Source organism: Acinetobacter sp. BSP-28, from assembly GCF_044130285.1.
GTDB lineage: Bacteria > Pseudomonadota > Gammaproteobacteria > Pseudomonadales > Moraxellaceae > Acinetobacter.
Map to the genome: position 1 here is coordinate 1 of NZ_JBIQOB010000034.1, position 21699 is coordinate 21699.

20 protein-coding genes are annotated in these 21699 nt (G+C 39.8%); 18 read left to right on the top strand and 2 right to left on the bottom strand.

The features are described from left to right. Positions 1–411: 411 nt before the first annotated feature. The 7 genes from ACE01R_RS16570 to hisC all read left to right on the top strand — a co-directional run bounded on the left by ACE01R_RS16570 (position 412) and on the right by hisC (position 7481). The gene (locus ACE01R_RS16570; protein WP_395552607.1) at positions 412–1866 is read left to right on the top strand and encodes an RNA polymerase factor sigma-54; all 1455 of its coding nucleotides are present in this window, start codon (positions 412–414) and stop codon (positions 1864–1866) included. 174 nt (positions 1867–2040) lie between these two features. Next, entirely contained in the window at positions 2041–2373 is a 333-nt protein-coding gene (gene hpf, locus ACE01R_RS16575) for a ribosome hibernation-promoting factor, HPF/YfiA family (protein ID WP_395552608.1), read from the top strand. A 137-nt stretch (positions 2374–2510) separates the two neighbouring features. Next, positions 2511–2762, top strand: a complete 252-nt coding sequence (ibaG, locus tag ACE01R_RS16580) for a BolA family iron metabolism protein IbaG (protein ID WP_395552630.1) — start codon at positions 2511–2513, stop codon at positions 2760–2762. A gap of 6 nt (positions 2763–2768) precedes the next feature. Continuing rightward, entirely contained in the window at positions 2769–4025 is a 1257-nt protein-coding gene (murA, locus tag ACE01R_RS16585) for a UDP-N-acetylglucosamine 1-carboxyvinyltransferase (protein WP_395552609.1), read from the top strand. Continuing rightward, entirely contained in the window at positions 4025–4720 is a 696-nt protein-coding gene (gene hisG, locus ACE01R_RS16590; RefSeq protein ID WP_395552610.1) for an ATP phosphoribosyltransferase, read from the top strand. Before murA ends, hisG begins: the two co-directional genes overlap by 1 nt. Positions 4721–4917: 197 nt before the next feature. Then, positions 4918–6219: a histidinol dehydrogenase gene (hisD, locus tag ACE01R_RS16595; protein ID WP_395552631.1), complete on the top strand. Its 1302-nt coding sequence runs from the start codon at positions 4918–4920 to the stop codon at positions 6217–6219. A gap of 173 nt (positions 6220–6392) precedes the next feature. Continuing rightward, positions 6393–7481 carry a histidinol-phosphate transaminase gene (gene hisC, locus ACE01R_RS16600; protein ID WP_395552611.1) on the top strand — a complete coding sequence of 363 codons (1089 nt, stop codon included), beginning with the start codon at positions 6393–6395 and terminating at the stop codon, positions 7479–7481. 100 nt (positions 7482–7581) lie between these two features. Here the strand turns inward: hisC and ACE01R_RS16605 are convergent, their stop codons facing one another. After that, on the bottom strand, positions 7582–8934 hold the full coding sequence (locus ACE01R_RS16605) for an anthranilate synthase component I family protein (protein WP_395552612.1): 1353 nt from the start codon (positions 8932–8934) through the stop codon (positions 7582–7584). Positions 8935–9191: 257 nt separating this feature from the next. Between ACE01R_RS16605 and ACE01R_RS16610 the strand changes: the two genes are divergently transcribed. The 6 genes from ACE01R_RS16610 (at position 9192) to ACE01R_RS16635 (ending at position 17335) form a co-directional block, all read left to right on the top strand. Further along, complete coding sequence (locus tag ACE01R_RS16610; RefSeq protein WP_395552613.1) at positions 9192–10160, top strand: DUF6160 family protein; 969 nt, start codon at positions 9192–9194, stop codon at positions 10158–10160. Between the two features lie 195 nt (positions 10161–10355). Continuing rightward, positions 10356–11195 carry a C39 family peptidase gene (locus ACE01R_RS16615; protein WP_395552614.1) on the top strand — a complete coding sequence of 280 codons (840 nt, stop codon included), beginning with the start codon at positions 10356–10358 and terminating at the stop codon, positions 11193–11195. Positions 11196–11243: 48 nt separating this feature from the next. After that, the gene (locus tag ACE01R_RS16620) at positions 11244–12476 is read left to right on the top strand and encodes a hypothetical protein (protein WP_395552615.1); all 1233 of its coding nucleotides are present in this window, start codon (positions 11244–11246) and stop codon (positions 12474–12476) included. 12 nt (positions 12477–12488) lie between these two features. Continuing rightward, positions 12489–14153, top strand: a complete 1665-nt coding sequence (locus ACE01R_RS16625; protein WP_395552616.1) for an OmpP1/FadL family transporter — start codon at positions 12489–12491, stop codon at positions 14151–14153. Positions 14154–14185: 32 nt separating this feature from the next. Further along, positions 14186–15355, top strand: coding sequence for a putative pilus assembly protein FilE (filE, locus tag ACE01R_RS16630; RefSeq protein WP_395552617.1), 1170 nt, complete (start codon positions 14186–14188; stop codon positions 15353–15355). Between the two features lie 21 nt (positions 15356–15376). After that, positions 15377–17335, top strand: a complete 1959-nt coding sequence (locus ACE01R_RS16635) for a hypothetical protein (protein ID WP_395552618.1) — start codon at positions 15377–15379, stop codon at positions 17333–17335. A 61-nt stretch (positions 17336–17396) separates the two neighbouring features. On the opposite strand, the gene ACE01R_RS16640 is transcribed toward ACE01R_RS16635, so the two are convergent. Beyond that, positions 17397–17945, bottom strand: a complete 549-nt coding sequence (locus tag ACE01R_RS16640) for an NUDIX hydrolase (protein ID WP_395552619.1) — start codon at positions 17943–17945, stop codon at positions 17397–17399. 131 nt (positions 17946–18076) lie between these two features. Between ACE01R_RS16640 and ACE01R_RS16645 the strand changes: the two genes are divergently transcribed. The 5 genes from ACE01R_RS16645 (at position 18077) to ACE01R_RS16665 (ending at position 21684) form a co-directional block, all read left to right on the top strand. Continuing rightward, positions 18077–18694, top strand: a complete 618-nt coding sequence (locus tag ACE01R_RS16645; RefSeq protein ID WP_395552620.1) for an NUDIX hydrolase — start codon at positions 18077–18079, stop codon at positions 18692–18694. 13 nt (positions 18695–18707) lie between these two features. Then, the gene (locus tag ACE01R_RS16650) at positions 18708–19238 is read left to right on the top strand and encodes a gamma carbonic anhydrase family protein (protein ID WP_395552621.1); all 531 of its coding nucleotides are present in this window, start codon (positions 18708–18710) and stop codon (positions 19236–19238) included. A 131-nt stretch (positions 19239–19369) separates the two neighbouring features. Further along, positions 19370–20035, top strand: coding sequence for a tRNA (adenosine(37)-N6)-threonylcarbamoyltransferase complex dimerization subunit type 1 TsaB (gene tsaB, locus ACE01R_RS16655; RefSeq protein ID WP_395552622.1), 666 nt, complete (start codon positions 19370–19372; stop codon positions 20033–20035). Positions 20036–20047: 12 nt separating this feature from the next. Beyond that, a complete protein-coding gene (locus ACE01R_RS16660) occupies positions 20048–20872 on the top strand; it encodes an undecaprenyl-diphosphate phosphatase (protein ID WP_395552623.1) in 825 nt (274 codons plus the stop codon). Continuing rightward, positions 20866–21684 (top strand): class I SAM-dependent methyltransferase, encoded by an 819-nt coding sequence (locus ACE01R_RS16665; RefSeq protein WP_395552624.1) that lies wholly within the window; start codon positions 20866–20868, stop codon positions 21682–21684. Before ACE01R_RS16660 ends, ACE01R_RS16665 begins: the two co-directional genes overlap by 7 nt. Positions 21685–21699: the final 15 nt, after the last annotated feature.

Genomic DNA, 21699 nt, shown 5'->3' on the forward strand with positions numbered 1-21699 from the left:
AGAAGTGAAACCTCTTAGCGCTGATGGTAGTGTGGGATTACCCATGTGAGAGTAAGTCATCGCCAGCTCATTATTCTAAAGCCCCCTGATCCTAACGGACAGGGGGCTTTTTTTATGCGGGGGGGAATTTATTAAAAACTAAAGATTGTTATTGATTATGATGAGTAAGGTTAGATTCTTCAGTTAAATTGATTCTAGTATTATTTAGTTGATTCGATTTCGTACTGAGATTAAATCATTAATTTAAAAAAATATTCATCATTACTTTTTTGTGTTTTATAGAAAATATGACTAAAAAAATCTGCAAATTTGTATATTTTTTATGTGTATCTATGATATAAAAAATAAAACGGCACAAAAATTGCTTATAAGGTGTGCTTTTATAAATAGCAGTAAAAAGAGTAGGGTAATATGAAGTTATCGGTTGGATTAAAAGTTGCAAACTCCTTGTCACTGACACCGCAGTTACAACAAGCCATTCGTTTGCTTCAACTTTCTAGTCTTGAGCTAGAGCAGGAAATTCAGATTCAACTTGATAGTAATCCCTTATTGGAAAAAGTAGAAGAGCAATCTTCGATTGAAAGTCTATCCACCTTACAAGAACAAGAACGTGAGAATAAAGATTTAACCAATGAGCTGAATGCAAACCATCTTCCTGATGATTTACCGGTCGATACCGATTGGGATGATGTCTATACCCATCAACCGACCAGTCTGGGTTCTCCTGAATATGAAGAGCGTGAAGATAACCGTCAGGGTCATTTAGGTCTAAAAGAACATGTGCTTGAACAAATCAATTTATTGCATTTTTCTGCTGTGGATCGCCTGATTGCACATTGTATTGTTGACTCTTTAGATGAAAAAGGTTTTTTGGATGCTGAAATTGCCGAAATCACGGCATCTGTGCAGCATTTACTGGAATCTCTGGATTATGATGATGAAGTGGAAGATGATGAAGTTCTCGTCGTTTTAAAGCATATTCAGCATCTGGATCCGCCAGGGGTAGCATCCCGTAATCTGGCAGAATGTTTATTGGTGCAATTAGAAAGTTTGCCTGTACATCAAGCTTATCGCTGTGAGGCGATAACTTTATTAAATCATTATGAATTACTCATTTCGAATGAATTGCCGAAACTGATTAAGCAAACGGGTTTGAATCCTGATCAATTAAAATGCGCAGTTGATCTGTTAAAAACATTAAAAGCTTATCCGGGTATGGAATTTGAAGAGAAAGACTCTGATTATCAAATTCCCGATGTGGTGGTCATGAAAAAGAATGATCATTGGCAAGTGCAGTTAAATCCGGATGTGATGCCTAAATTACGGATCAATTCTTTTTATGCCAGTATGATTAAACGTGCGGATCAAAGTAACGATAATCAATATTTACGCAATCAAATGTTAGATGCTAAAAACTTTATTAAAAGTGTTGATGAGCGTCATAAAACCTTATTAAAAGTTGCCAGCTGTATCGTAGAACATCAAAAAATGTTTTTGGAAATTGGTGCGGAAGGGATGAAGCCTTTAGTACTGCGCGATATTGCGGAAGAAGTGGAGTTGCATGAGTCTACAGTCTCCCGGGTGACGACCAATAAATTTATGCTGACACCACGTGGTTTATTTGAACTGAAATATTTCTTTTCCAGTCATGTTGCAACGACTTCTGGTGGGGAGGCATCTTCCATTGCCATTCGGGCAAAAATTAAAAAGTTAATTTCTGAAGAAAATCCACGTAAGCCTTTATCTGACAATATTATTGCCAACCTGTTAAAAGAAGATGGTATTGATGTGGCCCGTCGAACTGTCGCTAAATATCGAGAGTCGTTACATATTCCTTCATCTTCTGAACGAAAAGTCTTGATCTAATTTTTAAAATCTGATTATTCTAGGGATTCATTATGACAACATAATGAATCTTTTTTTTCTTTTAAAGGCGTTGTTGAAATGATTTAAATTGTGAATTGCAGAGTTCTAAGTGCTGTCAGCAGATCATTTCAGCTATGACTTTAACTAATCCTAATGAAGGTGAGGGATAGAATTATGCAAATAACAATTCGTGGTCATCACTTAACTATCACCCCTGCAATTGAAGATAATATTCGTTTAAAATTTGCTGAAATGACCAAACATCTGGACCAGGTCAATAGTATGCAGGTGAAATTGACCAAAGATCATCAAGTAGACAAACGTTCAAGAAAAGGAAGTTTAAATCATATAGCTGAAGCCATTATTCGGGTACCGGGGGCAGAATTGTTTGCACAGGCGACAGCTGATGATATGTATACCTCAATAAAGAAATTAACAGAAAAACTTAAAAGACAGTTGAATAAGCATAGAAAAATGCAGGTTACACCCCCGTCTTTACTGGCATAGTTCGGTTTTTGAACAAAAAGAGGTTTTTTATGACCTCTTTTTTTATATATTAAATGTTATACCTTAATGATTTATTTTTCATATTTATAGTAAAATGGCAGGTTTTTACACCGTTGGTCCTATAAGAGGTCTTTGTGATGAATAATGAACAGCTCACTGAAATTTTAAAAGCTGCTTTTCCAGAGGCTGAAGTTGCAGTTAGTGGGCAAGGCGGGAAATTTGATCTTCGTATCGTAGATGAACAGTTTGAAGGCAAACGTCCAGTAGCGCGCCAACAGACGGTTTATGCTCCGTTAAATTCATATATTGCCAGCGGTGAAGTACACGCGGTAACTATTCGTGCAATGACCAAAGAAGAATGGCGTAAAGCAAGCTTATTCGGAGCTTAAAACTAGATGGATAAATTTTTAATTCAGGGCGGTATTAGGCTCGAAGGTGAAGTGCGTATTTCTGGTGCAAAAAATGCAGCACTTCCATTACTTGCTGCAATGATTCTTCCTGAAACACCCACTACATTGACTAATGTTCCAAATCTTAAGGATGTGAATACCTTAGTCAAACTGATTGCTGGTTTGGGTGTTCAAATCTCTTATGAAGGCGATACAGTTAAAGCAGATACGTCAACATTAGATAATCAGTTTGCTCCATATGAACTGGTAAAAACCATGCGTGCATCAATTTTGGTGCTTGGTCCATTATTGGCGCGCTATGGCAGTGCAAAAGTATCTCTTCCAGGTGGATGTGCCATTGGTTCACGCCCAGTCGATCAACATCTTAAAGCATTAGAAGCTTTGGGTGCTGAAATTGAAGTTGAAGCCGGTTATGTCAATGCTAAAGTCGATGGTCGTCTTAAAGGTGGCGAAGTTGTCTTTGATATGGTGACTGTAGGTGGTACTGAAAATATTTTGATGGCAGCAGTGTTGGCCGATGGTGTGACAACGATTCGCAATGCAGCACGTGAACCTGAAATTACTGATCTTGCACAAATGCTCATTAAAATGGGTGCGAAAATCGAAGGTTTGGATACCGATACTTTAGTGGTTACGGGTGTTGAAAGCTTACATGGCTGTGAATATGCTGTGGTTGCTGACCGTATTGAAACAGGTTCGTATCTGGCTGCTGCAGCAATCACCGGCGGTAAAGTGAAAACCACGCATACTGATCCAAGTCTGCTTGAGTCTGTACTGGATAAATTTGAAGAAATGGGTGCAGAAGTCACTCGTGGTGATGACTGGATTGAACTCGACATGATGGGTAAACGTCCCAAAGCAGTCAGCTTCCAGACCTTGCCACATCCAGAATTTCCAACCGATATGCAAGCTCAGCTTATGGCTGTCAACGCGATTGGTCGTGGCTTTGCTACGATTTCTGAAACGATTTTTGAAAACCGTTTTATGCATGTACCTGAATTGGCACGTATGGGCGCAAATATTCAGGTTGAAGGTAACGATGCAGTGGTTACAGGTGTGGAAAAACTTTCAGCTGCTCCTGTAATGGCGACAGATTTACGTGCTTCTTTCTCTTTGGTTTTGGCTGCGTTGGCTGCCGAAGGTGAAACCCTGATTGACCGTATTTATCATATTGACCGCGGTTATGAAGATGTTGAAGCGAAGTTACAAGGTTTAGGTGCCCAAATTAAGCGAGTAAGTTAATGAGCGATATGAGAAACGATGATCCAAACTTTGACGTTATGGGAAATTTTGATCATGGTTTAACTTTAGCGTTAAGTAAGGGACGTATTTTAAAAGAAACTTTACCTCTGCTAGAAACAGCAGGAATTAATTTACTGGAAGATCCGGATAAATCCCGTAAATTAATTTTCCCAACCACACATAAACAAGTACGTATTTTAATTTTACGTGCCTCTGATGTGCCGACTTATGTGGAAAATGGTGCAGCGGATCTAGGTGTTGCGGGTAAAGATGTGCTGATGGAACATGGCGCACAAAATGTATATGAACCATTAGACTTGAAAATTGCCAACTGTAAGTTAATGACAGCGGGTAAAGTCGGGATGGTTCGTCCGAAAGGTCGTTTAAAAATTGCGACCAAGTATGTGAATCTTACACGTCAATACTATGCCAGCCTAGGTGAGCAAGTCGATGTAATCAAGCTTTACGGTTCAATGGAACTTGCGCCATTGGTGGGTTTAGGCGATTACATTGTTGATGTGGTCGATACTGGAAATACCTTACGTGCCAATGGTCTTGAGCCATTGGAAGAAATCTGCAAAGTATCTTCACGTTTAATTGTGAACAAAGCCAGTTTCAAACGTAAGCAAACTTTATTGAACCCGATTCTGGCACAGCTTGAAAAAGCAGTTGAAGAACGCGAAAGCAAAAAATAAGCATCTCTGTATGCAAATTTGAAAAAAACCGTCATTCTATGGCGGTTTTTTTATGCCTGAGAAAAAACTGTAGATATTCAGTGTTTTCATCAATCTTAGCGAAAGTTAATTTCAATAAAACTAATACTGATACCGTATTATAGCTACCGACAAAGCGCATGAAAACAGGTAAACTAAAGCCTTCGAATTCAAACCTGATGGGTAAATTGATGCGACGTTTATCGACCCAAGATCAAAGCTTTAAGCAAGCCTTTGTAGACTTGTTGGCTTTTGAGACTGTGAATGATCCTGAACTTTTAAAAACCGTAGACCAAATCATTGCTGATGTGCGTCAACATGGTGATGCTCATGTTCTTAAACTCACTCAACAGTTCGATCGACATCCAGCGCATCAGTTTTCAGATCTTGAACTCACCCAAGAACAACTCAAAGCGGCTTTTGACGGTTTAGATAATGAGGTTCGTGAAGCTTTAGAATTGGCTGCAAATCGAATTCGTGAATTCCACCAAGCACAAAAGCAAGATGGCTGGACTTATGTGGATGCTTTGGGCAATACACTCGGTCAAAAAATCACACCGCTTGATCGTGTGGGAATTTATGTGCCGGGTGGCTTAGCTTCTTATCCGTCTTCAGTGTTGATGAATGCTGTACCTGCTCATGTTGCGGGTGTTGCTGAAATTATTATGGTGGTTCCAGCACCCAATGGTGAGTTGAATCCATTGGTACTCGCTGCTGCGTATCTAGCAGGTGTGACTCGTGTATTTACCATTGGTGGAGCACAAGCGGTAGCAGCTTTGGCATATGGTACAGAAACTGTTCCGGGTGTAGATAAAATTACCGGTCCAGGTAACCGCTTTGTTGCAGCTGCCAAACGTGCCGTATTCGGTCAAGTTGGTATCGACATGATTGCAGGTCCTTCGGAAATTTTGGTGTATGCAGAAGGTGAAAATAATGCCAAATGGCTGGCGATGGATCTCTTATCCCAAGCTGAGCATGATACGGTTGCACAAGCGATTTTCATCACACCGGATGAACAGCTTTTAAATGAAGTGGAGCTGGCGATTGAAGAACATTTGGCTGCATTGCCAAAAGCAGAGATCGCACGAACTTCTATTGCTAATCGTGGTGCTTTGGTTTTGGTGAAAGATCGTCAAGAAGCGATTGATCTTATCAACCAGGTCGCGCCTGAACATTTAGAGCTTTGTTTAGATGAAGCGCAAGAAATGTCTGAAGATATTCGCCATGCCGGTGCAATCTTTATGGGACGTTATACTCCTGAAGCCATTGGTGACTACTGTGCAGGACCAAACCATGTGTTGCCAACCTCGGGGACTGCGCGTTTCTCATCACCACTTGGTGTATATGATTTCCAGAAACGTTCCAGCCTGATTATGTGCTCGCAAGAAGGTGTGAAAACCTTAGCGAAAACAGCTGATATCTTGGCGCAGCAGGAAAACCTGGATGCGCATGCGAGATCAGCAAGATATCGTTATCAATAATATAAATTTAGATCCCTCATTTATTCAGTAATGAATGTTCCTCTCTCTATGGGAGAGGTTAGGAGAGGGCAAAATATTTTTACTCAATTTGGACAGACTAGCCTCTCCCAAACCCTCTCCTAGAAGGAGAGGGCTTACGCAAATGTAGGTTGAGTGCATAAAGAGAAAATAAAATGTCGATTACCACAGAACAAATGCGTTTTTGGAGTCCTGAAGTACGTGAACTAGAACCCTACGTACCAGGTGAACAACCGAAAATCCAAAACCTATTAAAACTCAATACCAATGAAAATCCGTATCCACCATCTCCAAAAGTGGTGGAAGCCGTGCAAGCGGTATTGGAAAATTCAGCAGATGTATTGCGTTTATATCCAGACCCGGATGCATCAGCTTTAAAACAGGCCATTGCCAAACAGCAAAATGTAGCTGTTGAAAATGTGTTTGTGGGTAATGGCTCTGATGAAGTCTTAGCACATATTTTTAAAGCATTTTTTGTTCAAGAATTGCCAGTCTTGTATCCGGACATTACTTACAGTTTCTATCCAGTGTATAGCCAATTCTTTGGAGTTAAAACCAAAGTATTGCCACTGAATGACAACTTTGAAATTGTGGTGAATGATTATAAGCAAGCCAATGGCGGTATTATTATTACCAATCCGAATGCGCCGACCAGTATTGATTTGGGTTTAGCTGCAATTGAAGAAGTGCTTCAAGCGAATCCGAATTCGGTGGTTGTGATTGATGAAGCTTATGTCGATTTCGGTGCCGAATCAGCGGTGAGTTTGGTTGAAAAATACGAAAATTTAGTGGTATGTCAAACCACTTCTAAGTCTCGTTCACTGGCTGGATTACGTGTCGGTTTTGCCATTGCTCAGCCGCATTTAATCGCTGCGCTAGAAGCAGTCAAAAACAGCTTTAACTCTTATCCAATCGATCGTTTTGCGATTGCTGCGGCTGTGGCTTCTTTTGAGGATCAGGCGTATTTCGAAGCACAAAATCAAAAAGTTATTGCAAGCCGTGAAAAGTTGGTGGAACAGTTGACTGAGATTGGTTTTAAAGTGTTGCCATCAAGTGCGAACTTTATTTTCTCATCATTGCCAACAAAAGATGCTGGTGAATTAGCTGATGAATTACGTGAACGCGGCATCATTGTACGTTATTTCAATAAGCCGCGTATCAACCAGTTCCTGCGTATTACCATTGGTACTGATGAGCAAAACCAGCGTTTAGTCGATACCTTGAAAAACGATATTTTGGCTTGAATTTTCTCTAATTGCACTTTGCTAAAAAGCAGAATTTAAGCAACAAAAAAGCGAACCTAGGTTAATCTCAGGGTTCGCTTTTTTGTGAATTTTATGAGGATTATTCAGGTTTATACCATGTGTTAAGTAAATCTAGCATGGCAGAAACTTTATCAAAACATTCCTGATATTCGGCATCGCAATCAGATGCAATGGTAATGCCGCCACCGGCCCAAACAGAAACATTTTCCTGATATTTTTGAATTGAGCGAATCAGAATATTCCATGAACCTGTGCCATCAAAATTAAAATAACCCATCGAACCACAATAAGCTCCGCGTGGAGCACCTTCAAGTTCCTCTATAATTTGCATGGCACGAATTTTCGGAGCGCCAGTAATCGAGCCCCCTGGAAGAGCAGACATCAGAACATGGAAAGGATTGACATCTTCCCTTAAAGTGGCAGTGACTTCACTGACCATATGATGGACTTGATTAAATGACTCAATTTCAAACAGTTTTGGTGTTTTTACAGATCCAGTTTCAGCATATACACTCAAATCATTACGCAGTAAATCCACAATCATCACATTTTCAGCCTGGTCTTTTTTTGAGTGAATTAAGCTTTGTTTCGATTGTTCATCTTGTACAGCATCTTGATATCGAGGCATGGTGCCTTTAATCGGTTTTGTGGTAATTTTCCGATCTGCTTCAAAATCAATAAACAGTTCGGGGGAACAGCTTAATAATTCAAAATCATTAATTTTGAGATAACCTGAATAAGGGGCATCAGTCAGTTGCCAAAATGCTTCTGCTGTATCTAATAACAAACCTTGTGCTTTAGCGATAAATTCTTGAGTCAAATTAATCTGATAACAATCACCTGCCCGAATGTAATCTTGTACCTGTTGAAAGGCACTCACATAATGGTTTTTACTCCAGCGTGCAGTACAAGGTTGCGTAAGTGTAAATGTCTGATTGTCTCTACTTGGTCTGTTTTTGCTTTGCAAGGCATCCTGAATTACCTGGAAAATTGCTTCAGCATCATGCTCATGACTAAAAAAGGTCCAACCTTGATCAGTCAGTTTAATATAACTGCAATAAATGCCTAAAAATAAAGAGGGCTGGTTTTTATGTTGAATGTTGACTTGTTGTTGGGCTGCCTCATCATAGCTAATAAAACCGATTAAACCGCCATTAAATTCGGAATGATGGTTTTGTAAACCTTTCTTTAAAAAATGATTAAAATCAATGGACTCATTTTTTTGTTGATATTGGCTTAATGATGTCCTGCTAAATTTCTTAATTTTTTTATTTTGAATCAGCATATATTCAGAAGCAAAAAATGCAATGACAGGCTGGTTTACATTTTTTAAGTAAACCACATGGTTAAGATGCGATAAGCATAAAAGCATTTCAGCAGGATTAAGCTGTTGTTTAGTCAGCATTCTTTGAAAAATAACAGACTTATTCATACAAGGTTACTTTATCAATTCGATACATGGATACGCTATTCTATAACATTGTGTATGCATAAAACCTGTAAATACCGTTTGTCGGTAACATATAGATTGCGACCAACAGCAGTTGAACAAAAAATGACACAGATATAACTTAACTAGGGCAAATCAGCTGCTCAAGGAAAGCCTCACTATTGTCAAAAAATAAAAAACAATTAGTGAAATCGAGTAGTTAACAATCAAAAAAAATAATACTCTTGGGAGAGTACGAAATGAAAAAATTTACTAAACTTGCTTTAGTTTCTTCATTAGCAATCAGCGCAAATGCGATGGCAATGCAAGCAATGGATGATGCTTCATTGGGTGCTACTACTGGTCAAGATGGTTTAAGCATTGGGATCGGTATTTCAAAAATCGAAATTGAAAAGTTATTCATTCACGATAACGATGGTTTAGCTGCAGCAGGAACAGCAGGTCAGCCTGGTTTTGGTGGTACTGGCGCAGCTGGTGCGATTTATATTAAAGGGAATGGTACTGGTGCTACTGCAACTAATGGTATTGTCATTGGTGCAAACTACGATAATAACGGTGCTTATTTACTTGATAGCCGTAACTTAGCTGATTTAACAATTGACTCAGATGCAGGTGGCGGCAATCCATTCATCAATATCGCTGCACAAGTATCAGGCCTAGATATTAACATTGGTGAGATTGGTGTAGTTGGGTCGGCTGCTGCACCAGCAGCTGGAGCAGCGAATATCCGCCGTGGTGGTACAGGTACTGAAAACGCGATTTTGTCAGGTCTTTCTATAAAAACGGGTCAAATGGCTGCAAACATTCAATTAGGTGCTGCACCGCAAGGCGCAATGATTAAGTTGAATACAACTATGGTTGGTGGTTTAGAGATCACAAATTTGGGTATTTTGGATAACTCAACCAAAACTGCAACGCGTGCAGCCGGCGAAATCTTTGTTGAGAGCATCAAGATTGCAGATGCAAACGATAACGATTTAACACTTAATCAATCAATCAGTGTGATTGGTGAAGAAGGTGCTAATAAAGGTTATGTACGTATTGTGAGCACAAGTGGCGCACATGATAATTATGTCAAAGGTATCCATTTGGGTAGTAAGACCGCTGCTTCAATTGGTGATGTAGAAGTTCAAGGTATGCAAACTTACTTCAGCCCAGCGCAAGGTCAATATGTACCAGGTGCGATCATTACAATCCGCGGTCACTAAGTTTCCGTGTCAAAAAGCGCGTGTTTACACGCGCTTTTTTTTACAAAAAAATGTGAAATTTTTCAAAAAAACTAAAAAAAAGCTGTTTTTTTTTATAAAAAAGGTTATCTTCCTTTTTACATGGATGTAGAGTAATAACTCTAAAAAATAATGAACAAAGGCACATCATGCCGATAACTAGAAAAGTTAAGAGATATGTTAGAGATCGCATTAGGCTCGGCATTGATGTATTACGCTGCCAAAGAAGCCTTTGAAATTAAGAAGAAGCCAGCAGAAGCTGTGTATTACACTGAAACCTTAGATTCTCGCCAAGATTCATTCACTCGAATGCATAGAGAACCAGTCCTCATTAAACCTGCTGTAGAAGATCAATTTAGGGGTATTGTACGTCAAGCCTATGACTATAGTTGTGGATCGGCGGCATTAACGACCTTGTTGAATGGTTATGTTGATGTTGGTGTAACCATGACAGAACAACAGGTCATGAATGGTTTGCTTAAATTTGGTGAGACCGAGAAAATCGTCGAACGACGTAGTTTTTCTTTACTTGATATGAAGCGCTTTGTTGGTGCCATCGGTTTTGAAAGCGGTGGATACAAAGGTGAATTTTCCGATTTGGTTAAACAAGGTCAACCGGCAATTGTGCCAATTTCTTATGCAGGCTTTAAGCATTTTGTGGTGTTTAAAGCATACAAGAATGGCCGTGTTTATGTGGCTGACCCTGCACTGGGTAATATCAGTTTCGATGAAACACGTTTCAAAGATATCTGGGAAAATAACACCCTGTTTTTAATTAATGTCGCACCTGAAAAGAGAAAAAATTTATTAGCACTTCAGGATACAGACTTACGACATGTCGAAGATGCAACTGTCAATCGCTATGCTTTCGTCGATATGCAATATCCGCAGTTCTATATGGATAAAATTGCAGATAAGGCATCAACGATTCGTTTAGACAAGAATGTAAATGAAGACTCAGAAAAATTTGGAGAATCGACATATAATTTTTTACGTCTTTATTACAAAAGTAAATAAAGTATAAAAGTAAGTAGATTAAAAAAATAAAAAATGGTGGGATGGAATATGAATCGTAAATGGATGAACAAAACTTTATTGGCTTTGAGTGTTCAAATGGCAATAGGGGTGGTATATGCAGCTGAAGAACCGGCACTTGGAGAATATGAGGTTGTAGATCAGCAGGAAACTGAAGTTGAATCTACAGCATCACAGTCTTTAAATGAACACGCGGTAGCAGCAGTGAGTGCAGAAGAAGAGTCAGCACTTGGTGAATATGAAGCTGTTGATGAACAAGTTGATGAGGTCGCAGCAACGCCGCCAGCAGATAATAGTGCTACGGTACAATCACAACCAGCCGATGCACAATCACAAGCTTCTTCTGCCTTACAGCAGCAAGAAGGCGATGTAAATAAAGAAGCAAACTTGCAAGAAGTCTTTACCTCAAACGAAAGACAGTATTCATTAATTAAAAAAGGTGAGATTTCATCTTATTACGATATTGATTATACCTATTATCGTGATACACAGATTGATGCTGAAATGGCGAGTGGTCAATTGTATCAACTCCGTGTTCAAGAAAATGCGACTCACTCTGTTACCAATACGTTTACAGCTCAGTATGGCATTCTAGATAATTTAACCTTTACTGCTTCAGTACCTTTAGTCGCTAAAACAGATTTATTGAAAGATACCTCTGCAGCAGGTTTAGGCGATATTTCCTTTGGCGCACGTTGGGAGCCTTTTCCTCTAAAAGCTGGAAGATTGCCATTGATCTTATTTGGTAATCTTTCCACTAAAACGGGTGATAGTCCTTATGAAATTAATGCGACTGATGATCTGGCAACTGGTAAAGGTTATTACTCTGCAGGGATTGGTGCGAGTACGCGTAAATATATCGATCCAGTGGTATTGTTTGCTTCTGTATCTGCCAACTATGGCTTTAAAGAAACTGGTTTAAATCAACGTCGTGGTATACGAGTACTGGATGAGTTTGAACCCGGAATCAGTGGTGGTTTTGCTTTTGGTTTTGCCTATTCGTTTAACTATGATGTTTCTATGACGATGTCATACCAGCAAAGTTTTAATACAGGTTCTGAATTTACTTATAGCTCAGGTGAATCTTATTCTCCTGCTGACCAAACAAGTTCAACTTTAGCAATTTCATTGGGTGTTCGTGTTTCACCTGAGACTATTGTCAATGGAACTGTGGGTATAGGCTTAACAGAAGATGCTCCAGACGTGAGTTTAGGTCTGTCATTCCCACTTGATATTTTAGGTTTCGGTAAGAAACTTCGCTAAGAGGGTAGTCGTATGTATAAGATTCGACTTCGCCCGTTAGCTGCAGCAATTATCGTCTCGGGCTGTTCAAGTGCAACTTTTGCTCAATTAGGTACCAACTTATCCGTTGATGTCCGATCATTGAGTATGGGGAATGCAGTTACTGCAGATCCTCCAGGAATTAGTGCAATTCATTTTAACCCTGCGGCCTTGACCAAAATTGAAGGTTTGCAAACTGATGTACAAGGGATTTTGGCTAATTTTGATATTCAACGGGAATTCTCAGTTCCTGCTGGTTATAACGTATTTGGCTATTCAGATGACCCGATGGTGTGTAATGACGGGTCAGAGATTTCTTCCGATTTATGTACAGACTTTAAAGGCACAGTGAATGGGGATGTTGAATACGTCAGTCTATATGTCCCAGTACTAAAAAAAATGGTGGATCTTGGTGAAGGTTTACCCATGGCCGCACCTACAGCAGGCATTGCTTACAATCCACCAGGTTCAAAAACAACTTTTGCAACTGCAATGTATGCACCTTTGGTTGCCGGTTTTGGTGCGGAAAATGGCAATCCTGCGAATTACATGGGGCAACAGGTTGCTCTAGAAAGGATTACCTATTTATCTCCATCTATTGCCTATCAAGTGAATGATGAGTTATCCGTGGGTGCTTCTATAGGCATGTCATACCAAGCCATTGGTTTAAAAACTGATTTGCGTTTTCCCAATGAATTAATTGGTATGTTACGAATGATTGATGAAGTCGTTTGTACACCTTTTAAAGAAAACTCGGACATTATTACTGACATTCTGTTGTTAGGTATATGTAATGCCCAAGAAGGTATGAACCCATTTGGCAGGTTCGGGCAAATGCAGCTTGCTCTGGAACAATCACTTAGCCCAAGTTATAACCTTGGCGTGTTGTGGGAGCCGACTGACGATTTTAGCTTTGGTATGGTGTATCAAAGTGCTGCAAAAATGCGTTTGAAAGGTAAGTATCACATTGATAACGCAAATGCACCACGTGAGCTGATTAATGGTTTAATGTCATCACCTACCGGACAAATTCTTGCTGCAATTTTGGGATTTCCTAATAATATTCCTGCAAGTGAGTCAGGCCTGGTTTCAATGGATTTTGAATATCCAGCCCATTTTCAGGCAGGAATAAAATATAAGCTTTTACCTGATTTACAAGTCAATTTTGATGTAGGCTGGACGGATTATAAAGCTTGGGACAAGTTTAGATTTGAATTTGACCGACAAATTTCAGCATTAAAAATTGCCAAATTACTTTCTGAAAATATTGGTGATTCTTCTCTTGCACTTCCATTGGAATTTACTTCACCTTGGAATTATGGAATAGGTTTGGAATATTCCGCGACAGATCGTCTGAAATTACGTGCCGGATATGAACCGCGTACTAGTGCGATTCCTGATAATAAGCGAAATACAATGGTTCCGATTAACAATGCACAATTGTTCGGCTTGGGGGTAGGTTATCGTTTCGATGCAGATACCGATCTGGATTTATCGATTGGTTTTTTACGTAGTAAAGATAACATTCCAGCAAATACCAGTAGTTTGGCAAACCAAACGGGTGTAAATAATATTCTACTAAATCCATATGCGGGTTTAAATGTTAAAACGAATACCAAAATCACAATTTTAGGATTGAATTATAGAACACGATGGTAGATAAATTGAAAATAATGAAAGGGAATTCATTGGTGAAATCGATACTTACACTATGTCTGGTGCAGGTATCTTTTTCTCATGCAGGGGAGTTTTATACCATTATTGGACCAGATGGCCGGCCTATGGTGGTACAACAAAAATCTCAACCCAAAAGTAAAGTCACTGAAGTGAGTAAATCTGCATCAGTAGATTCAAGTGTTCAAAAAACTCAATCAGACCCTCATTCCCTTAATCATCAGCCTGAAATTAAGGCCGTTACAACTCAAACTACACCATCATTGCAATTACAGGTGGAAAATAAAGTAGCCGTCCAAAGTACTCCAAAAAAAGTTTCTACCTATGTCGATGCAGTTAAAATACCACAAGCGACCTATTTAGAGCCTAAAACTGAGAAAAAGGAAAAAGTTACAGTACAGCCCCAGACAACGCCTAAAAGGGTGGCAGAAATAGTACCTCTTGCAGCTAGTGCTCCTAAAGAACTAAAAGAAGCTAAAAACTCAGAAAACTATGTAACTGTTGATGGTACGCAATATATAAAAAATGAATACCTGGAAGACAAGGAATTTAATCTGGAAGGGAAGAAGCGCTTTTATGCTATGCCTGAAGGTATCATTGATACCAAGCATGGAGCGACACGCTTACAAATGGTTGAGCGTGAAAAAGGAGTGAGTAAATCCCTGTTGCAATCATTTTTTAAAAAGAATCAAAAACAGGATAGTGGTCCCCTTACATTGTCATCGACCTATTATCGAGTTTCCCAGGTAGATGCTGTGAATAGTTTAGGTCAACAATGTATTCAGGATAAAAAAATTAAAAACGCGAAAACAGTCAGTTTGGATAAGGAAGTCAATGTCTGGCCACGTGCACCATTAAAAGAACAATTTGATTTTGAAATTGTGAAAATTTCCAATGCAATTCAGAATATTCAGATTAACTCTTATGCTTCGCGACAACAAAATCCGACCTTTTATTGGCCATTTGTAGTTTTTCTGGATACGAATGGTTGTGTACTTGAGGGGGCCGGAGGTTTTAAAAATCATGAAGCTGCTGAGTCATTTACTACACATGAAAAAATTGAAGGAATAATTCATATTCCTTCTCAAAGTCGATATATGTTATTGACGCCTTTAGCCAGTGCAATAGATGTAGAAAACAAGGCACTTACCAACCAGGGTCAATTAAAATTAATAGCAATTCGCTAAGGATATAAGAAGAGAATTAGGATGAAAAATAAATATTTACTCCCTTTTGCCCTCACCACATTGATGGCAGCTTTAACGGGTTGTGGTGGTGAAAGTGCCAATGTTATTCCTGAGGTTTATGAAGGGAGTACAACGAATGGAACGTGTACGATGGGTTCTACTGGATGTCTTGGATTTGCATTGGATTATCCATTAAGTGGATTAAATTTTACTTGTAGTAGTGATACCAAAAATAGCTTTGTAACTACGTTAGATTTAAAAGATGGAGCAGCAACAGGGGCATGTAAAGTCGGTGACAAAATTACTTTCTTCCTTAAAGGCGAGAAAGATAAGCAAATTAATTTGGGAACGCTAGACCTAAATAAAATTGCTAAGGTAAGTACCTCACAACTACCTCGCTTGACTATTTTGGACATTGCCTCCGGAATTACCGGCACACCGGCTAAGTCACTGGATGCTAATGATAGCACTGTGAAGGTCGCTATGCGGTTGGCAAAAATATTACAAGCACTTGCACTACAAAATGGTGCTATTGTTGATCCAACCGATATTCAAGCCTTATATATTACTGATCAAATGCGTGTAGATCTTGAGAGAATTAGCCAGTCAATTTCTCAAAAAGAATTTATGAATACAATAGATTCCGATTTTGAATCGCTGATCAATCCTTGGATTAATATTTCAAATATAAGTAATGAACAGGCATTTTCGACTGTCAGTATGTTGATGAATATTTCGAATGCAGGCGTATATCAACCTGAATTTTCATTATTTTCAACTTCTGGAGTCATTAGTAGTTTAAGTGGTTCAGATGGTTTAGTCGGTTGTAATAAAGATACGTGTAATACACAAGATAGTTCAACGCAGCATCTCTTTGGACATTTTATGTTGATTACCGATCGTGACGGTTATACCTTTGGTAGTGGGATGCAATGGCGTGGAGCAGGGATCAGCGATACTTCGACGGTAGGTGGATTAAATACCAAATTGCTTACCACCACTAGACCTATTCGAATGACTGCGAATGCACAAGATCATTGGATTAATCCGGTGACCAAGAAAATCGATCGAAATTTTGATTTTCAGGTCGATCAAGTCACTACACCTTTAAGCATTTATCAAGGCACTTTATACAATGATTATATGATTGCCGGCAAAGAACAATTCTATAAGTTACTTACAGGGAAAACAGAAGTCACTGCTGCTGATAAGCTAGATTTTGGTCTATGGACGCAGACAATTGGCAGCGAAAATTTCAAAGGGACACTCGATTTATATAAAACCTTTCCTATTACTTATCTAGATAAAGCGGTCTTTAAATCCGTTAATAATGTGAAATCTGGCGAAGCTTATATATTCCCGATGTACGCAAATTTGACCTTTAAATTTACAGATACCAGTGTTAAAGACGTTGTTCTAGGAATAGTCATTGATGAAAAAGGTAATATTCGAACCAATATGAAACCTGGATATACTGAAGATGATATGAGTGCCGCTTTGGATGGTGAGTTAGCTTTAGGAAAAACAGCTTGTGAGGTCACAGGCTTTAATTCATCCACTTATATAGATCAGAACGGAGTTCAACAATACCGTATTGGTACTGTTTCTCGTGCTTTTACCAATGATAAGAATATTTCTTTGCGTATGGTATTGGCAAATGCAAACTTGAAAAAAATTGATGGTGCTTTAGTCGGTATGAATTCCAATATCAAGACCTCCAGCACTGGAGACAGTATTGTGGTGGGTGGGGCATTACTGAATGTAACTAATCTTTTAAATCTTTCATCGGGTAAAGCAGAGGTCGCATTTAAAGACTCTGCAGTGGAGGGAGTAAAATGGGCAAGTACATTACCAAGTTTCCAAAAAGTTTATAATGCTAATAATGACACACATACTTCACAAGATAAGGAAATTGCAAAATTAATTGGAGGTACATTAACTTTTGCTCTAGCACCTTGTTATACAGTCAAAATGAAGTAAGCAAAAAAATAAAGCCCATCACATGATGGGCTTTTTATTGAATTGCAAATTTATAGTGTTTTTAACCAGTATGATCTAAACGGGTACCCAAAGTTTCTAAATGCATGCTGAAAGAAGCTGTTTTACGATCTTCAAAATAATGTCTTAAGGTCCGTTCTACACTGGGAAAAGCCAGTTCAGACCAAGGAATTTCATGTTCTTCAAATAAACGTGATTCAATGGTTTCTTCACCTGCACCGTATATTCCATTGACGAGATTGGCTTTAAACAAAACGTAAATTTGTCCAATTCGGGGAATATTGTACATACAATAGAGCTGTTCAATTTCGACTTCAGCTTCAGCTTCTTCCCGAGTTTCTCGGGCAGCACCTTGTTCCATGGTTTCAAACAGTTCCATATAACCTGCAGGCAAGGTCCATAAACCATAGCGTGGCTCAATGGCACGGCGGCAAAGTAAAACCTTATTTTCCCATAGCACTAGTGCACCGCAAATGACTTTGGGATTGACGTAATGAATATTTCCGCAATCTGTACAAACGCGGCGTAATTGATGGTCGCCGAGTGGAATTTTTTCCGTTGTTTTATGTCCGCAAATTACACAGAAATTCATATTCATCATCAATGATAAAGGTGTTGATCAGCATAACTGAAAAATGCAACTTTGGCATCATTTCTATCCTTTGGAATAAAAATTCAGCTATGATGAAATAAAGCACGAGGCAGGAGCAGGAGCAGGAGCACATGGATGACTACTCATTAATACAATTATTACAGCACAGGTTACGCTTTTCTACACGTATTAAACCTGCTCATGCAGCTGTACTGATTGCCATTACTGATGAGTCCGATCCCAAAGTTTTGCTCACGCGCCGTTCTTTATATTTATCCAATCATGCGGGTGAGGTTTCGTTTCCCGGTGGCAAGCGAGATCCTCAAGATACCAGCAATATAGTCGTGGCTCTGCGTGAGGCTTATGAAGAAACTGCACTGAATCCATTTGATGTGCAACTGATTGGTGATTTGCCCATGCAAAAAGCCCGTAATGGCATGCTGGTCAAACCTGTGGTCGGGCTGATTCCACCTGAAGTGGAATTGACTCCTCAACCAGCTGAAATTGACCGCATTTTTTTTGCATCACTGAGCAGTTTAATGGATGCACCTCCGATTCCCTACGAAGTGCGTTATGCCCATCAGTCTTTGTATTTCCCCAGTATGCGTGTGGAAAATGAAATTGTCTGGGGCTTAACGGCACGGATGCTGGTCTCACTGTTTCAGTATGGTTTGGATTATCAAAAGGAATGGCCGTTTTTATTAAATTCGCCTGCTTTTTATAGTAATAAGATTAAATACGGTAAATAAGGAACTTCACCCCATGATCTATAAATTTAAAGGATATACACCTCAAGCGACACATCAGCCTTGGGATGGTTGGGTAGCAGATACGGCCACAGTGATTGGTCAAGTAGAAATGGGCAAGCAGGTGAGTGTCTGGTTTGGTGCAGTGATCCGTGGTGATAATAGTAAGATCAAACTGGGTGATTTTACCAATGTTCAAGAAAATGCAGTTTTACATACCGATGCAGGTATTGAAATGCAGATCGGCAGCTATGTCACCATTGGGCATCAAGCGATGTTGCATGGCTGTACCATTGGCGATAACACGCTGATTGGCATTAATAGCGTAATTTTAAATCATGCGGTCATTGGTAAAAACTGCATCATTGGCGCCAATGCACTAATTCCTGAAGGCAAAGTTATTCCAGACAATTCTGTAGTGATGGGTTCACCGGGGAAAGTTGTCAAAACGCTGGATGAGGCGGCTGAAGTCAAACTCAAAATGAGTGCTATGCACTATGCAGAACATTTCAAAAAATTTCAGCATTTAGAGCCAGTTGAACTGTGATTTGAAAAGATATATTCAGCCAAGCAAACGCTTGGCTTTTTTGTATCCTGTGGATGGAAAATCTCGCCTAGCGCGGATGAGTGGAGTATGATATCCGACGTTTTTTATATTTAAATGAATTAAGGTTGTGCATGAAGTTGCTGGCATTGGAAACTGCCAATGAGCAGTGTTCCGTTTCTATTGTAGATGACACTCAAGAATTATTTTTTCAATTAGATGCGCGAGCAAAAGCACAAACGCAAACGATTCTCCCAATGATCGAACAGGCTTTTACCCAGCTTGGATTGTCTGCTGCTGACTTAACTGCAATTGCATTTAGCCGTGGTCCCGGTTCTTTTAGTGGTGTGCGAATTAATGCTGCTGTTACTCAAGCATTGGCCTGGGCAAATGATTTGCCTGTTGTTCCGATTTCAACTTTACAAGCCCTGGCACAGGCAGCATACCGTATTGCAGGTTTAACGGCAGTGACTGCGGTGCTGGATGCACGTATGAATGAAGTCTATATCGCGAGTTTTCAGCGGGATCAGCAAGGCATTATGCAGGCTGTGGATGCGGAGCAATTGTTAAATTATAGCGCTGCCTCTCAGGCCGTTAAATTTGAACTTGTCGGTTCGGGTTCAGCTTTAATTAAGCCTGAACAAATACAATACAAAGACTTAAGTGCGACTGCACAAGACATTGCGACCATTGCGCGCGCGCATGCGGAGCAAAAGCATTGGGTGAGTGCTGAACAGGCATTACCGGTGTATTTACGTGACAATGCCTGGAAAAAAATTCCAGAACAAGGCAAATCATAATCAGGATTTTCTATGGATCTTTTACTGCTGCTGAAAGCGGCAATTATGGGTATCGTTGAAGGTATTACCGAATTTTTACCTATTTCAAGTACCGGACATTTAATTCTCGCTTCAGAACTCATGAGTTTCTGGACCAAAGAAAAGAGCGATGTATTTGTGATCGCCATTCAAATGGGGGCGATTGCAGCGGTAATTTATGAATACTGGACCCGCCTGTGGGGCGCAGCGACAGGCATGTTTACCGGTGAGGCTAAAGGTCGTCATCTTGGTTTTAGCCTGATCATGGCTTCTATCCCAATTGTATTGGTTGGCCTCACTTTTGGACAGGCAGTTAAAGAATTATTATTTAATGATATTGCAGTTGCGATCGGCTTGATCGTGGGTGGTTTCATTATTATGTGGATTGAAAAACATCCACCAAAGGTAAATGCCGAAGAAGTCGAGAACATCAGCTATAAGGAAGCGATCTGGATTGGTTTAATCCAGGTGCTGTCTTTAATTCCTGGTACATCACGTTCAGGTGCAACCATTATTGGTGCCATGTTCCTGGGCATATCGCGGAAGGCTGCCACAGAATTCTCTTTCTTTCTTGGTATTCCGGTAATTGTCGGTGCAGGTCTGCTTGATCTTTATCAAAGTTATGATGTTTTCCAAAGTACCGAAGACTGGACGGTTTTAGCCACAGGGATTATCGTTTCCTTCGTTTCAGCTTTAATTCTGATTCGTGTATTGGTGGCTTATGTCGCTAAACGTGATTTTATGGTCTTTGCCTGGTATCGCATTGCTTCTGGTCTATTAATTTTACTTTTTGCATTTACAGGCTGGAAATTATGGTAAGCGAGATCCGCTTATTTGTAGAACAGGCATTTCAACAGAAAGCACAGCAGTATTCTGCTGTGCTTTCTTCGCGTGGAGTCACTGTTAATGTTGAGACCATTGAAAAGCTGAATGCGAGATTTTTGCGTTTAAATCCTGAACTGGCTTTATGTGTAGATGAATCCGGTCTGTGGTTATGTGCCAATGGCATGAAGATGCAGCCCGATTGGCAAGCCGAAGTGCCCCGTTTAAAACGATCATCGTTAAAATCTGAAATGATTGCTCGGGCCTGTAACCTAGGTGAAAAGCCGACCTTGATTGATGCGACTGCGGGTTTAGGTCATGACAGTCTGTTGATGGCACATTTGGGTGCTGATGTTACATTGGTTGAGCGCCATCCGATCTTGTTTACCTTGCTGGAAGACAGCAAAAACCATGCGCAAAATGATGCTTTTTTAAGTTCAGTTGTGGCACGAATTCATCTGGTTTTCTCAGATTCAGCTGATTATTTAACCCGGCAGGCAGAACAGAAGCAGGTGGTAGATGTGGTTTATCTTGATCCGATGTTTCCGCAGCGTGATCAGAATCAGCAAGCCATTAAGAAACAGGCACAAGTGAAAAAGCAGATGCAGTTATTACATATGCTCTTACCTGAACATGGTGAAATGGATCTGGGCGATAACCTGTTAAGCCTGGCACAAAAAGTGGCGAAACGTGTGGTGGTGAAGCGCCCGCGTCTGGCTGTCTATTTGGCTAATTTGGAGCCGGATCATCAATGGCAGGGAGATGCCTGTCGTTTTGATGCCTACTTTCAGCATCATCTTCTAGAGTAGTTTGGTAATTGCTTC